Genomic DNA, 14,489 nt, shown 5'->3' on the forward strand with positions numbered 1-14,489 from the left:
CACCACGGTATGTTAAAAACACATAGAACGAGGAGACCGAGATGAAAAAGATTTTCCTGCTGCTGGCCGCCCTGACGCTGTCCTTCCAGGCGCATGCGGCCAGTGACGCCGACAACACCACGCTGGTGCCGCCGCAACCGAAGCTGGCCTTCCTGGCGCGCTTCTCGGTGGATCTGGTGGCGCCGATCTGGGAACTGGGGAAGACTTCCGACCTGGGCCGCCGCCGCATCATCCCCATCACCGGCGGCAGTTTCAAGGGACCGCTCATCAATGGCGAGATCCTCAACAACGGTGCCGACTGGCAGACCGTGACCGCCGATGGCCTGGCCATCATCGATACCCGCTACCTGCTCAAGCTCGATGACGGCGAGCTGGTCTACCTGCAAACCCGTGGCGTGCGCTACGGTCCGCCGGAAGTGATGGCCGAGGTCGCCAAGGGCAAGCCGGTCGATCCTTCGCGCTATACCTTCCGCCTGTTCATGAACTTCGAGACCGCCTCCAAGAAGTACGACTGGCTCAACCGCGCCATGGGTGTGGGCTACGCCATGCGCCTGGGCAATGCGGTGGTGTATGACGCCTACCTGCTCAATTGAGATGGACGGAGCCGATGACGATGCACTACACGCCCCCGCTGCGCGACTTCGCCTTCGTCCTCGATGAAGTGCTGCAGGCCCCGCAGGTCTTGCGGGCCTTGCCTGCGCACGCCGAGATCGATGGCGAACTGATGATGCAGGTACTGGAAGAAGCCGGACGCTTTGCCGCTGACGTGGTCGCGCCCTTGAACGGTATCGGCGATCGCGAGGGTTGCAGTCTCGAAAATGGAACGGTCACAACGCCCCCCGGATTCGAGCGCGCCTATGCGCAATTCTGCGCGGGCGGCTGGCCGGCCCTGGCCTGTGCGCCCGAGCACGGCGGCCAGGGCTTGCCGCATGTGCTGGACTGCGCGCTCTATGAAATGCTGAGCGCGGCCAATCATGGCTGGACCATGTATCCCGGCTTGCTGCATGGGGCCTATGCCTGCCTCGCGGCGCACGGCTCGCCTGAGCTGCAGGCGCGCTATCTGGAAAAGATCGCCAGCGGCCAATGGCTGGCCACCATGTGCCTGACGGAAGCGCAGGCCGGCAGCGACCTGGGGCAGTTGCGCACACGCGCCGTGCCGCAGGAGGACGGCAGCTATCGCCTCAGCGGCGACAAGATTTTCATCTCAGGGGGCGAACACGACCTGACGCCCAACATCATTCACCTGGTACTGGCCCGATTGCCGGATGCGCTACCGGGCAGCAAGGGGCTGTCGCTGTTCCTGGCGCCGCGCGTGCTGCACGATGGCAGCCGCAATGGCGTGCACTGCACCGGCATCGAACACAAGATGGGCATTCATGGCAGCGCCACGTGCAGTCTGCATTTCGAGCAGGCGCAGGCGTGGCTGGTCGGTGAAGCGGGACGCGGACTGGCGGCGATGTTCGTGATGATGAATGCGGCGCGCCTGCATGTAGGCGCGCAGGGACTGGGGCTGGCTGAAGCAGCCTGGCAGCGCGCCAGCGCTTATGCGCGTGAACGTCGCCAGTCGCGCGCACCGGGCTCATCCGGCAACGACCTGATCGTGCGCCATCCTGCCGTGCAGAAGCTGCTGATGGAACAGCGCTGCCGCATCGAGGGGGCGCGGCTGCTGACTTGCTGGGCCGGGCTCTTGCTGGATCTGGCCGAGCATGATCCGGATGCGGCCCAGCGCCGCCGCCATCATGAACGGCTGGAATTCATCACGCCGGTCATCAAGGCCTTCCTGACCGACCAGGGATTTCAGTGCGCCAGCCGTGCGCTGCAGGTCTTTGGCGGACACGGCTATGTGGTCGAGACCGGCATCGAACAATTCATGCGCGATGCCCGCATCACCATGATCTATGAGGGGACCAACGAAATTCAGGCGATCGATTTCCTGATGCGCAAGGTACTGGGCGATGAGGGGAAGCGGCTGGATGATTTCCTCACGCTGGTGCGTGCGGACATCGAGGAGGGAACCCTGCTTGGCGATCAGGCGCGATTTCTTGCGAACGCTGTGGATAAATTAAAGGGGTTCGCCAAGGGTATTGCCACGGCGGCGGTGCAATCGCCCTCCCTGCCCTACTACGTGGCCGATGAAATGCTGCGCCTGACCGGCCATGTGGCGCTGGGCTGGATGTGGCTGCGCGCCGGCCGCCGGGCGCTCTCGGCCATGGCCTCGGACGCGGCCTGGTACGGCGGCAAGCGGGATGCCGCGTGCTATCATTTCGCCTTTGTGTTTGCGGAAGTCCACCAGTTGTCCAGCGTGATCGAAGGCTGCCTGGCGACCGGGCTGCCGCCCCTTCCTACCGACCTGGACCACCATGCTGCCCAAGAAGCCGGCTGATTTCGATTCCGACGACGATGCAGCGCCAAGCGCGCCGCTGGACCAGCAACTGCTGCTGAGCCTGGTCGGCTACAACTGCCGCCGTGCCTACATCACCATCATGCCCTTGTTCGAAAAGCGGATGGCGAAGTTCGAATTGAGGCCAGTGGATTTCACGGTGCTGAGCCTGCTGAAGGCCAATCCCAACATCAACCAGAAGCGCCTGTCCAAGGCGATCAACGTCTCCCCGCCCAACCTGGCGACCTTGCTGGACAAGCTGGAGCAGCGCGGCCTGGTAGTACGCCAGCGCAATCCGCAGGATCGCCGTTCACAGGTGCTGGCGCTCACGCCGGCCGGCATGCGCATGTGCACCAAGGCCGAACAGACCGCCATCGAGCTGGAGCTCAAGGCCACCGAGATGCTTTCGGACGGCGAACGCGCTCAGCTCATCGGCTTGTTGCAGAAGATGTTCCTGCCGCAGTAAGCGGCATTTCTGATTCCATTCTCAACGCAGGAACACCAGCTCGGCGTAGCTGGGGTTGGCGTGCGCGCGCTGGTATTGCTTGAGGTCTTCGATGACCTGAGCGCGGGTCAGGCCTTGATGTTGCTGCTGATCGGCAGCGGCGGTGCGCGTTTGCTGCGCCGGAATGCTGATGGTCGAGGCGGGCTCGGCCTTGGCCGGTTCGGCGGCATAGGCTGCCTGTGCCGAGATGGCGGCTACGGCCAGCGTGGCGGCCAGGACGCGTTGGCGTGTGAAGATCTTGTTCATGTTCTGCTCCCTGGAATGCAAGCGGATGCTGCACGATGCGTATCGCTTATGGATGCTTCATTCCCATGCAGACATTCTATTGTTTCCATTCCGATGGAAAAACCGGTGATCCGGCAATGCTCTGTTGCGGCCGCTGAAAGAATGCTTTCAGGCATCTTGCCGATTTGCCAGCACTGGTATGACAAATGATGAGTTGCACGGCTTTTACCCGCCTCCATCGGGCTTTCCCCGCGACCAGCCACCCTCAGAATTGGTAAATCTTATAAATAATTTTCAGGGAACAGGCATGAAAATCGGTACCCGTCTTGGTGGCTCCTTCCTGCTGGTCACGTTGCTGGCTTGCTTACTCATTACGGCGTCTCTGCTCACGCTGACCCGGATCGGCCAACACTGGGGTGATTTTTCCGGCACGGTGCTGACCAAGCAGGACTACGCCACCCAGGGCTACATCAAGCTGGGCGACGGCGTACAGAACTTCAAGAACTACGTGGTGCGCGGCAAGGACTATGACAAGCACTTCCTGGCGGATATGGATGCCATTGCCCGCCTCATGAGCGACTACCGCAAGCTGGGCGTGGACAACCCCAAGGAAGAAGAGCTGCTGCAGAAGATCAGCACGGGCGAACGCAATTACCGTGAAGCCGTGGCCAAGGCGCAGGGGATGAAGGCGGCCGGGGCCTCGGTCAACGAGATCGATGCGTCCATCAGTGGTGCAGACAAGGTTCTGGGAGCAGGTTTCGCGGGCCTGCTGGCGATTGCGCGCGAGAACGCCAATGGCACTGGCCAGGAAATCTCCGGCGCCATCCGCAACGGCGAAGTGGTCGAGTTGGGCGTAGGCGCGGTGGTGGTGGTGCTGGCCGCGCTGCTGGCGCTGCTCGCCACCCGCTCGATTACGCGCCCCATCGGCGAAGCGGTGACCATCGCCAAGACGGTGGCGGCAGGCGACCTGGGCAGCCGCATCGAGGTCACGCGCAAGGATGAGACCGGCGAGCTGCTGCAGGCCTTGAAGGACATGAACAGCAGCCTGCAGCGCGTGGTCGGCGGTGTGCGCACCGGCAGCGATACCATCGTGACGGCCTCGACCCAGATCGCTGGCGGCAACCTGGACCTGTCGGCGCGCACGGAACAACAGGCCAGTTCGCTGGAAGAGACGGCGGCAGCGATGGAACAGATCACCTCCACCGTGCGCCGCAATGCCGATCATGCGCGCCAGGCCAATGCGATGGCGGGCTCGGTGTCGGAAGTGGCCTCGCGCAGCGGGCTGGTGGTATCGGACGTGGTGAGCACCATGGAAGAGATCCAGGCTTCTGCTCGCGAGATTGCGGACATCATCAGCGTGATCGACGGCATCGCCTTCCAGACCAATATCCTCGCGCTCAATGCGGCGGTGGAAGCGGCGCGTGCCGGCGAGCAGGGGCGCGGCTTTGCGGTGGTAGCGTCGGAAGTGCGCAGCCTGGCCCAGCGTTCGGCGACGGCGGCCAAGGAGATCAAGGATCTGATCGGCAACTCGGTGGAGAAGGTGGAAGCGGGCAGCCAGCTGGTCAGGAATGCCGGCGCGACCATCGAGGAACTGGTGGTGAGCGTGCGCAGCGTAACGCAGATCATGAGCGAGATCTCGGCCGCCAGCGGCGAACAGGAAGCCGGGATCGAACAGGTCAACCAGGCCATTGCGCAGATGGATACGGTGACGCAGCAGAATGCGGCGCTGGTGGAAGAAGCCGCGGCGGCCACCGAGGCGCTCAAGGAACAGGCGCGCAGGCTGGCGGAGTCGGTGAGCGTGTTCCGGTTGGGGGTGGGGAGGATGGCTTGAAAGGGGAAAGATGCGGCGTGCAACTATCGGAGGTGACCTGGCACGGGTTCGCTTTCAGGCGCTTGAAGGCAATCAATCCGACCTCCGCGCTGCTCAATCCATGATGCTGTGCCACATCGCGCCCAGCTCCTCATACTTCTTCATGACGTGGCGCTGGGCGGCGTCATAGATACGCTGTGCCTCGTCGGCTTCGCGCTTGATCTCGGCCATGGTTTTCTTTTTCAATGCGCTGGCCTGGTCTCTTGCCGCCTCGGCAGCAGCCTGCAATTTCTTCCTGGCCGCTTCAGCCTGTTCCTGGATCTCCCGCTTGGCCGCCAGTGCCTTGTCCTCAACCTCGCGTTTGGCGCGCGCGGCGGCATCCTCGACGGCATGGTAACCACTGACAATGCGATCGCGGGCGCGATCATAGGTACGCACCGTGTAATCCTTGATGTCACGCGCGTCTTCAGCCATGTCCGCAGCACGCTCCCCCACCTTGCGCTCGACCAGTTCCCCGATCTTGCGCGTGGCTGAGTCGCCCTCGCCCTGCAGAAACACCTGACGGAAGCGGGCATAGCCACCGGTGATGAAAATCGGTTCGTGCTTGCCCGCCACCCGGAAGCCGGCGCGGGAATCATGGATATAGTCATCGAAGAGCGTTACCGAGGCGGCCGGCGGCACCGGGCCTGCGCACATGATGTCGTAGAATTTTTTCTCTTCCGCAGTCAGGCGCTCCTTGGCCGCATCCGTCAGGACGCCCGCCAGCGGCGAAACACGGCGCACATACTTCCGGGCCATCTGCCCCATGCGCTGATCCAGATCCAGATTGCCACGCTCACGCCAGTCACGGATCATTTTCCCGAGTTCGACATCGGCCTCCAGCAGATCCTTCTTGTCGGAGGTCCCGGCATCCCGATAGAAGCGCTTGCTCAACAGCAAGCCGCCCTTCCCCTCATGCAGAGATCCTCTCCACCGAAGATACTGACGGGTATGGGCCTGCGTAAATTCGCGAATGCTGCCGGCCTTGATGCCGTTACCTGCCAGCCAGTCGTTGTAGGCCTTGACCAGGCGCGCATCGGTGGCGAAGCCCCGGGCGCTGGCAGGATCTTTGGCCAGCTCGGTCAGTGTCAGCAAAGGCACGCCGCCTTTGAGTGCGGCAAAGTGCATGTCAATGAGGGGAATCTGCGAAAGCTGTGGTGACAAGCCCCAGTCAGGCATGGATTTACCCTGCTCTCCCGGCAGATAGCCGCCACCCACGTCAGAGTGCATGCCGGGATAGCCGACATTCTTCCACCCTGTGGAGGACTCCAGCGGAAAACTGGCGCGTTGTTCGTGCAGCGCCACGAAATGCGCACACTCTTCAACCGCCGGCAGAATGGATTGCGTATTGTGCGCCCAGGCCATGTGGCCGAAGGTGATCGGCGTTACATCTCCGATGCCGACCGAGGCGACCGTATCGAAGATACCGAGGAAACCGATGCGAATTGGCACACCGGCGATTTCGAAGGCGCCGCCGGAAGGCGTGAAGAGTTCGTGCAGCCAATGCGTGAACGCACGAGCCTCAGCCGCTCCTCGGGAAAAGCCGAATACCGAAACGTTGATCTGCACGATCTTGCGCTGGCTGGATTTGACCGCGGCCGCCAGCTTGTCGATGATCTGCTTGTAGATGTCGGCGCGGCGCATCTGCTCCGGTGCGTTCAGCAGATAGCCGGGGATATTCCACTGTCCGACTTTCATGTCCGCCGTCGCTGCATAGGCGTTGCCACCCGCCAGCATGGAAGAACTCATGAAGTTGACGAGTTCGCGTCGTTGCCCGTTACCGCTGAAGAGACCGCTTCCTGTCAGATAGTTGTGGATTGCATCAAGCAGATAAGTGACGCCCCAATTGATACGGTCAGCGCCCATGAAGCCAAATGCGTTCCCGCCGATATCCGTTCCCAACTTGCTGGCATCGCCGATCTCTGCAAACGGGGTTCCGACGCCTTGCATGTAGATCTTGTAAAAGCCGTTGCTGGTATCACCGATGTAAGCGTCATAGAGGCGCGCGACATTGCTGTGCTTGTTGCGCTCTCGCTGCGTCTTGGTCTGCTTGTCTTCGACCCACTTGTCGTTATTGCCGGTGCCATCGAAGAACAAACCGACGAATACCTGTCCCTTGCACGCGGTGCTACCTGGCGCACGCAAACAGGCCAGTGCCTTGGCACGCTGCGAAGCCTCCCTGGCGGAGAATTTGCGTTTGCCATCCGATGGCACGGCCTTTCCTGTGTACAGCATGCTCATGATCAGTTTCCTTGGACTAGCTGGTCGCGGGCTTCATTTGGGCCTCTTCGCCCTTGAGGGGATAGTCGGGATGCCATGGGGCCAAATTCGTCACGAAGACCTTGACCTGCCCGCTCCGAAGAAAATGCACCGCAAAGTGACCGGCATTCTCCGGTGTGTATTGCGGGACCGGCACAGTCCAGGACGGCTCCTGCTTTTCTCCGGCACTGTTGTAAGTGCGGACATGGATGGTCGCCATGAGACCCGGCTTCCAGTCATGCGGCACACTGATGCAGCAAACTGCACCGCCACCTGATCCGGCAGCAATATAACCGCCACCAGAACGCATCCCGGGGATGACGGTGACATCAAAGTCTTCAATTCCGTGAGCGGTATGGTTGTAGGCCTGCATATCCATCGCCTCTGTGCGTTCCGGCGGCTCTCCGCATCCATTGAGAAGAAGCAGCAGAGCAAGGAACATGGGACGTACAAAAGAGCCCATGGGCATTCTGAAAAGATATTTCATTTAAATTATTTATCAATATCCAAGTAATTCACGGCTCATGCAAAAGACGTTCGCAGTCAATCTTCATCGAGCCCGGGCATCCGCAGCGTTCTCCCACAACGGCTGCCCGCTATCGTACACACGTTGCGGAAGCCCGATGAGAGCATCGCTGAATGCATCCGAGGAAGCCGGCGGATGCGCCATCACCTGCTTGAACTCGGGCTGTTCGAGACCCTTGCCCGAGGTGTACAAGGCCAGCAGCACGTAGGCGGTCTGGCGATCGATATCCTTCAGACCTGCAGAAACCGCCCGCTTCTGGTATTGCGCGACGAAGCGTTCCAGTTTTTTCGGTTCCACCAATGCCGTTTCATCGGGAATGACGAACTTAAGATGGGCCACCAGGGCCTTCAGATCGTCATTCGTCTGGGCATGCGCGGGCGGGCAGGACATGGCGAGCAGGAACACCATTCCCAGTACCAGTGCCCACTGCGGAAAAACAATCCGCTTCTGCCAGTGCTCATGCGACATGCTCATTCTCCCAAAGAGGTGGCCCCGCTTCCCAAACTTCCTCAGGCATGGCCTGCAAGGCATCGAAATAGCCTGTCAGGGAAGCAGGCGGATTCTGCATCAAGGCCTTCACGGCCGGATGCTCAACGCCAGCGCCGCTGGTGTAGAGCGCCAGCAATACGTACTGCGTCTGCCGATCGATATCATCCAGGCCAGCTTCGCGCGCACGCTGCTGATAGGCGGCGACGAATTCCACCAGCGTGCGCGGCGGCAATGCATTCGTCTCATCAGGGATCACGAAGCGCAAATGCGTGAGCAGGGCATCGAGATCACCGGCATCCACCAGCAGCCCGAACTGGCGGTCATCCAGCGTCACCAGCGGTGCGTCCAACGGCAAAGCCCGGCTGGGCGGCTGCACCTGCTCGCTCTGATAGAGCGTCCGGGCTTCGCCGAAACGGTCCACGAAAGCCAGGCTGAGCATGCCGCCGGTAAAGAGCGCCAGTTGATCCTTGGTCAACGCCTGCATCCAGATCGGCAGGATACGCGTGTCATACCAGCGCATCATCATGGCCTGTCCATCGCTCAGGCCCGCGTGATGGAAGTTGCGCAGATGCGCTGCAAAGTCATGCAGGCCAAGCGTACTTTCATACCAGCTCAGGCAGGGTGCGGCAAAGCCCAGCTGCGAAACCCAGCGCACAAGCACAAGCGCGCGCTGCTCATCCAGTCCGGAGAGGGGAAGCAGCAGAGGCGCAATCTCAGGCAGGGCTTCTTCGCGCTTGCCCTCGAACAGCGAGGCATAAGGGACGTGCATGGACTGCAGCTTGAGATGACTCGCCTCGGCCTGCGCCGTATCGAGCAGAAGGAAGGCATGGTGGCTTCGTTCACGACATGCCTGCGCCCAATGCAACAGCGCCAGCGGATCGTCATGTACATCACTCATACCATCACTCCCGGTGCGCCTTGTTTCATCGCATTGAGGATGCAGTCCTTGCAAACGCTATTGGGCATGGCCGGCATCGGTACCTCCTGCCGCACCGGCCCCTGGAACAGCTTCTGCGCAGCATGAATGGTGAGCTTGCCCGGACACTGCACGGTAATATTGCCGCCCTCGATAGTAATGTTGGCGCCACCCGCCGTAGACAGGGTAATCTTCTTGGCCGCCGCCCAATCCACGCTGGCATTGGCACTCACCACGCTCACCTGATCACGCGCCTGTAGCGCCAGCGTATCGGCTTGCGCTTGTACATCGATATTCTGTTGCGCGGCGATCATCTGCAAACCCGTTCCACCCTCGCCCGCTGCAACGGCCCCGGCCAGTACACCCAAGGCCTGTCCGCTGCGCAGGCGCAACTGGTTGCCGCTCACGTGCTGGCTATCGTGGCCGGACATCAGGCTCACCGTCTCGCCATTGGCCAGTTGCAGATGCTGGCCCGCGACCACGCCCAGGCCTTCCTTGGCGGCGATGCCGATCAGGGCCGAGGTGCTCTGCGGGACCTTGCCCTCGCCCGTCTGCGTGTTGACGGCGGCCACATCCTCGCCGCTCTTGTCTGGCGCGCCATCGACCATGCCGGCGGCCGCCGTGCGAATGGCTTCGAGGGGTGCAGCACCGTCATTGATGACGCTGGCATTGGCCTGCGCCGGGCCGACATGGCTGGCCATGGCGACGGTCTTGTGGGTCACCGCCGCCTGGTTGAAAGTCTTGCCCAACAACGTGGCCTGCTTCAGCAGGGCCATGCCGCCGGTATTGTCGCCCGCCGGATCGCGGCTGGTCGCAGCATGTTCGATCCGGTAGCTGGAAAACAGGATGCCGCTGCCCGCACGTAGTGCGCCATACGCATCGGTGCGCAGTTCCGCCCCCGTACCACGGAAGCTGCCGCGATAGTTGTCCGCCGCATGGATCAGGTGACCGAGATTGAGTTCGGAGGCCGCCTGCGAGGTCTTGAGCTGGATGCGGCCCTGGGCATCGGTATCGTCGAACAGCAACTGGTTGTAGCCGGCCCCGCCAAATTCCTTGGAACGGATGCCCCATTGCGCAGCGGCATTGCGATGGCCTTCGCCATCCTGACTGCCGCCGTGCCAGGTCGGCGCATTGCCGCCGGCCAGATTGCCCTGGCCACTGGGAGAAAGATCACTGGCACTGGTGAAGACCTTGTTGCGCTCCTGCTCGCCACCCTGCGCGGCTTCGCCTCCGGGCGTGGGTGCGGCAGAACCTTCACCCTGGCCGTTGTAGAGCGCGCCCAGAATGACCGGCCGATCGATGTCGTCTTCCAGAAACTGCACCAGCACCTCCTGTCCGATACGCGGCAGGAACTGCATCCCGTTGCCGCCACCGGCCGAGCGCTGTGCCACGCGCACCCAGCAGGTCGCGGCGGCATCGTTGTTGCGGCCCTGCCAGTGGAAACGGATGCGGACCCGGCCCAGGCGGTCGCAATGGATTTCATCGGCACCGTTGGCGGTGCTCTCGCCGTTGGGTCCGACCACGATGGCACTCTGGCTGCCTCGCGCGGTGGCACCCGCGTGACGATACAGTCCGGTGCCATCCGCCAGCACCGGACGCCACACCACATCGGCACGGATCGCCTCGAAGGCATTGGCATAGCCGAGCTTGCGGGCCTGGGCGATCACGGCATCGAGATCGGCACGCTCACTCACGGCCACTGAATCAGGCTGGAAACTGCCCTGGACGGTTTGTTGCAGGGACTGGCATGCCGCCAGGCATTCTTCCAGCAGCGGCGGCAGCGGGCCGAACAATTCGGCCAGCCCTTCCTGTGCATCCTTGGGTAAATTATTTACGCCAGCACTCACCACCGACAATACGGCGTATTCAGGTGCTTTGCCGGCCGCTGCAGACAAGCCCAGGGGACCTTGGGTCAGCGTGAAGCGGGTGCCCGGACGCAGCGTGCGCACCGTGCTGCGTGCCTGCCACAGTTTGTTGCGGGCCTCACTGGCTTCCAGGTGCAACTGGGCGTAGCGATCCGCTTCTGCGGCATTGCGATAGGCATACAGACCAGGGCTGTCATAGCTCTCCAGGCGCGGCGCATTCTGGTGGCCGAACGCATGGCGGGTCGGCATGCTGGTGGCGACCGCCTGCTTGCTCTTGTCATCGTAGGAGAGCAAGGTGAAGGAGGCCGGTTGCAAGGCGCGGCGCGCGGCCAGTGCCTGGATGCTGTCCTGCTCCTCGCGTGCGCCGCCGGCGTGGAAGCGGATACCCTGCCCGCCGAGGCCGGCGGCACTGCTGGCGTCTTCAGGGAAAGCGGTATTGCGGGACGAATCCGCAAACAGCACCAGACGATGGCCGGCGCTGGCCTCGCCGGATTCCTCGACACGCCACGACAACCCCTCGGCCGCCAGCACGCGGCTCACGAAGTCGAGATCGCTCTCACGGTACTGCACCGTGTAGCTGCGCGGTGGCAGGTCCTGCAGGAAGGGCATCACGTCGTCCGACCAATGCCAGTCGGCATGCGGGGTATAAGCAGCGAAGACATCCTCGATGATCTCGACAACACTCTTGTCCTGCCACACGCGGCTGTTGCGTGATTGGCTGAGAAGCCAGATCCACGGCACCAGCCGCAGCCGGTAACGGGCAAAACCGCCCTCACTGCCGAGCTTGGCGGCTTCGTTCACCAGCCCCGAGAAACTGGCGCTGGAGCCATCCGAGAGGCTCACCTGCAAGCTGGCACGCTGACCGATCAGGGTGTTGAGCGACAGTCCGGCATTCAGGCTCAGGACGATCACCTCGCGTACCCCGACGGCGTGCAAGCCTTCCGAGGCGGCGAAGGCCTCCACCAGCAGGTCGCCGGCAGCGACGCCCTCTCCCAGGGAGAGGCGGTAGAGACGGGTCGCGCTGGTGAATTGCACCAGCTGGTTCAGCAGCTCAGACATCGGTCACCGGTTGGTCAGAATAAGGAACACGTTTCAGATCAGGAGGGGCCACACTGCGCAACGCAAGCCGAGCCCGGTTCAGTTATCGGCCTGCGGCACCTTGCAAGCGGGATCGCTATCCCAACGACCCGAACAGATGCGCCAGCGGCAGAATTCACCTTCCACGAAGCCCAGCGCATGGCAGCGCTGCAGCAGCGAGGCGGTGCTTTCGCCATTCTTGCGCTCCACCACGTCGACGTTGCGGGCTTCCTTGGACTTGGTGTTGTTGGCGTGCGCCTGGGCGGACTTCTGCGGACTGCCATCTGCACTGGTGCCATTGCCAGCGTTGGCGGCAGTGCCGCCATTGTTGCTGCCATTGGCGTTGCGCTTCTTCTCGACCTCGCCGGAGCGGGCGACCAGCGCCTTGATCAGATCGACATCACTGTCGTTGCGGTTCTCTGCCTTGGCCGGCTTCTTCTTTTTGTCCTCGTGCTGGGCGGCCGGCTTGGCGGGCTTGTCGGATTTCTCGGGCTTGGCTTCCAGCGCGTTCTTCAGCGTCGCCGGCGGTGGCTTGACGCCATCCTCCAGGGCCGAAGTCAACTGGTCCGGTCCACGCGCTGCCGTTGCGGAAGATGACGCCGCATCGGGCGCGGGGGCGTTGGTGTCATTGATGACCGCGGTATCGGCGGGGGCCGCAGCCGGTGCGGCGGCGGCACCGGTGGCGGGCTCCGCAACGGCACCCGGTGCCGGGGTGGTGGTCGGCGCGGCAGAAGCCAGAGGCGGCACCGGCGGTGCCGCCGCGGCCTGCACGGAGGTGCTCGCGGCGTCATGGCTGTTCATGCGCAGCGCCGCCAGTGTGACGCCACCTGCCAGCAGCAACAGCAGCAGCACGATCAACAGCACACGGCGCGGCTTGCGCGCTTCCCCGCTGGTGCTGCTGCGGGCTTTGGTCTTTCCATCCGAAATCGAATTGAGGATGCGAACTTCATCCGCAGACGAAGTGTCGGATGCAGGCATCAAGCTCGGTCTTCTGGATGCAGGTTTCTCTTGGTTCGGAGGCTGCAAGGCCGTACTCCTGTGTTGTGCAACTTGAAACAAGTTGTTTGATTTTTATTAATTTTCCGTTTCCTGCCAGTCGCTCTCGGTCTCGCTGACGCGCCGGCTCAATTCCAGAAACGTGTCGGCGTCCGCACCGCAGTGCCACCCAGCGCCGGCCAGAATAAAAAGGGGATTCGTCGTGCTGTTCCTTCTCATCGCCGCCTATCTGCTGGTCACCGGCTTCGCCATGTGGCTGCTGCTGTTTCCATCCGGCAGAGTGCTGACATTACGCTTCCTGCACGCCCGGCTTGCCGGCCTGCGATCCCGCTGGGAACGCTGGAACAGAAGAGGCGATGAGGTGATTGCAGGGACCACATCCAGCGTCCGGAGTTCCCTGACAGCGAGTGTCGACTACGTGCGCAATAATTACGTAATTGTGTCAACGATTGCTGTCTTGCTGATTGGTCCAGCCATCGTTGCATTTCTATTAAGCGGCAAATCGATGCTGCAGGGTTTTGACGACACCCAGCGCGTAACCAATTCTCAAATCGCGGAACTTTTAAAAGGTGAGCAACTCGTACCACCGCCGCCCTTGCCGCCGGACATGTTTACCACTGCTGAGGTGATCCAGGTCCGTCCGATGCTGGTCAACGCCAGCCGCAACTGGCAACTGCTCAATCCTGAATACGCCCAACGCCTGCTCCTGGTCTTCAAGATCATGAAGGAAAAGCATGGTTACGAGATGGCGCTCATCGAGGGTTATCGCAGTCCGGAGCGCCAGACCATGCTGGCGGGGATGGGCAGCAACGTCACCAATGCAGCCGCGTTCCAGAGTTATCACCAGTACGGCCTGGCCGGCGACTGCGCCTTTGTGCGCAATGGCAAGCTGGTGATCAGCGAAAAGGATCCATGGGCCATGGAAGGCTATCGCCTCTATGGCGAGGTCGCCGAGTCGGTGGGTCTGACCTGGGGCGGCCGCTGGAAGCTGATGGATTTCGGCCACACCGAATACCGCATGCCGGGCGTGATGAAGAAATAGAGCTGGACGCGGCCCTGTACGTCGCCGTCCGACGAAAGACAGATCGTAGAAATACAAGGGGATACACCATGAGCAAGCCGATCATCGTCCTTGGAGACAAGACCTCGCACGGTGGCAGCGTCATCGAAGGTTCCGGCCAGACCCTGGTCGGCAACAAGCTGGTGGCGCGCATCGGCGACAAGGTCAGTTGTCCCCGCCATGGCACCACCACCATCGTCAGCGGCGATCCCACCATGGTGGTGGATGGCGCACCGGTGGCGCGCGACGGCGACAAGACCGCGTGCGGCGCGGTGCTCATTGCCGGCCAGGCCACCACGACACTCTGAGCGACACCACCCATCACGACAGGGGCAGGGCTTA

13 protein-coding genes are annotated in these 14,489 nt (G+C 62.2%); 6 read left to right on the top strand and 7 right to left on the bottom strand.

Annotated features, from left to right (window positions below; translation table 11 throughout):
• Positions 1-41 precede the first annotated feature (41 nt).
• From MKD49_RS12005 to MKD49_RS12015, 3 genes are read left to right on the top strand one after another with little or no spacing between them, the layout of a single operon-like run.
• On the top strand, positions 42-593 hold the full coding sequence (locus MKD49_RS12005) for a DUF3237 domain-containing protein (protein ID WP_252696393.1): 552 nt from the start codon (positions 42-44) through the stop codon (positions 591-593).
• 14 nt (positions 594-607) lie between these two features.
• Positions 608-2,383 carry an acyl-CoA dehydrogenase gene (locus MKD49_RS12010; RefSeq protein ID WP_252696394.1) on the top strand — a complete coding sequence of 592 codons (1,776 nt, stop codon included), beginning with the start codon at positions 608-610 and terminating at the stop codon, positions 2,381-2,383.
• The gene (locus MKD49_RS12015; RefSeq protein WP_034334628.1) at positions 2,361-2,846 is read left to right on the top strand and encodes a MarR family winged helix-turn-helix transcriptional regulator; all 486 of its coding nucleotides are present in this window, start codon (positions 2,361-2,363) and stop codon (positions 2,844-2,846) included. The genes MKD49_RS12010 and MKD49_RS12015 overlap by 23 nt, the downstream gene beginning before the upstream one ends.
• 21 nt (positions 2,847-2,867) lie before the next feature.
• On the opposite strand, the gene MKD49_RS12020 is transcribed toward MKD49_RS12015, so the two are convergent.
• Positions 2,868-3,131: a DUF4148 domain-containing protein gene (locus MKD49_RS12020; RefSeq protein ID WP_204727124.1), complete on the bottom strand. Its 264-nt coding sequence runs from the start codon at positions 3,129-3,131 to the stop codon at positions 2,868-2,870.
• A gap of 286 nt (positions 3,132-3,417) precedes the next feature.
• Between MKD49_RS12020 and MKD49_RS26520 the strand changes: the two genes are divergently transcribed.
• Positions 3,418-4,941, top strand: coding sequence for a methyl-accepting chemotaxis protein (locus tag MKD49_RS26520; RefSeq protein WP_134134486.1), 1,524 nt, complete (start codon positions 3,418-3,420; stop codon positions 4,939-4,941).
• A gap of 93 nt (positions 4,942-5,034) precedes the next feature.
• Here the strand turns inward: MKD49_RS26520 and MKD49_RS12035 are convergent, their stop codons facing one another.
• The 6 genes from MKD49_RS12035 to MKD49_RS12060 all read right to left on the bottom strand — a co-directional run bounded on the left by MKD49_RS12035 (position 5,035) and on the right by MKD49_RS12060 (position 13,069).
• On the bottom strand, positions 5,035-7,200 hold the full coding sequence (locus tag MKD49_RS12035) for a DUF2235 domain-containing protein (RefSeq protein WP_252696395.1): 2,166 nt from the start codon (positions 7,198-7,200) through the stop codon (positions 5,035-5,037).
• Between the two features lie 16 nt (positions 7,201-7,216).
• Complete coding sequence (locus tag MKD49_RS12040) at positions 7,217-7,705, bottom strand: DUF3304 domain-containing protein (RefSeq protein WP_252696396.1); 489 nt, start codon at positions 7,703-7,705, stop codon at positions 7,217-7,219.
• A gap of 63 nt (positions 7,706-7,768) precedes the next feature.
• A complete protein-coding gene (locus MKD49_RS12045; RefSeq protein ID WP_252696397.1) occupies positions 7,769-8,212 on the bottom strand; it encodes a hypothetical protein in 444 nt (147 codons plus the stop codon).
• Positions 8,202-9,185, bottom strand: a complete 984-nt coding sequence (locus tag MKD49_RS12050) for a DUF4123 domain-containing protein (protein WP_252696398.1) — start codon at positions 9,183-9,185, stop codon at positions 8,202-8,204. Before MKD49_RS12050 ends, MKD49_RS12045 begins: the two co-directional genes overlap by 11 nt.
• Positions 9,128-12,073, bottom strand: coding sequence for a type VI secretion system Vgr family protein (locus tag MKD49_RS12055; protein ID WP_252696399.1), 2,946 nt, complete (start codon positions 12,071-12,073; stop codon positions 9,128-9,130). The genes MKD49_RS12050 and MKD49_RS12055 overlap by 58 nt, the downstream gene beginning before the upstream one ends.
• A 78-nt stretch (positions 12,074-12,151) precedes the next feature.
• Positions 12,152-13,069 (bottom strand): hypothetical protein, encoded by a 918-nt coding sequence (locus tag MKD49_RS12060; protein WP_252696400.1) that lies wholly within the window; start codon positions 13,067-13,069, stop codon positions 12,152-12,154.
• 220 nt (positions 13,070-13,289) lie between these two features.
• Between MKD49_RS12060 and MKD49_RS12065 the strand changes: the two genes are divergently transcribed.
• Together MKD49_RS12065 and MKD49_RS12070 are read left to right on the top strand one after the other, a co-directional pair.
• Positions 13,290-14,129 (top strand): M15 family metallopeptidase, encoded by an 840-nt coding sequence (locus MKD49_RS12065; protein ID WP_134223440.1) that lies wholly within the window; start codon positions 13,290-13,292, stop codon positions 14,127-14,129.
• A 68-nt stretch (positions 14,130-14,197) separates the two neighbouring features.
• A complete protein-coding gene (locus MKD49_RS12070) occupies positions 14,198-14,455 on the top strand; it encodes a PAAR domain-containing protein (protein ID WP_034334647.1) in 258 nt (85 codons plus the stop codon).
• Positions 14,456-14,489: the final 34 nt, after the last annotated feature.

Origin of the sequence: Herbaspirillum sp. WGmk3, assembly GCF_023952535.1 — a bacterium.
Taxonomy (GTDB): Bacteria; Pseudomonadota; Gammaproteobacteria; order Burkholderiales; family Burkholderiaceae_D; genus Herbaspirillum; species Herbaspirillum huttiense.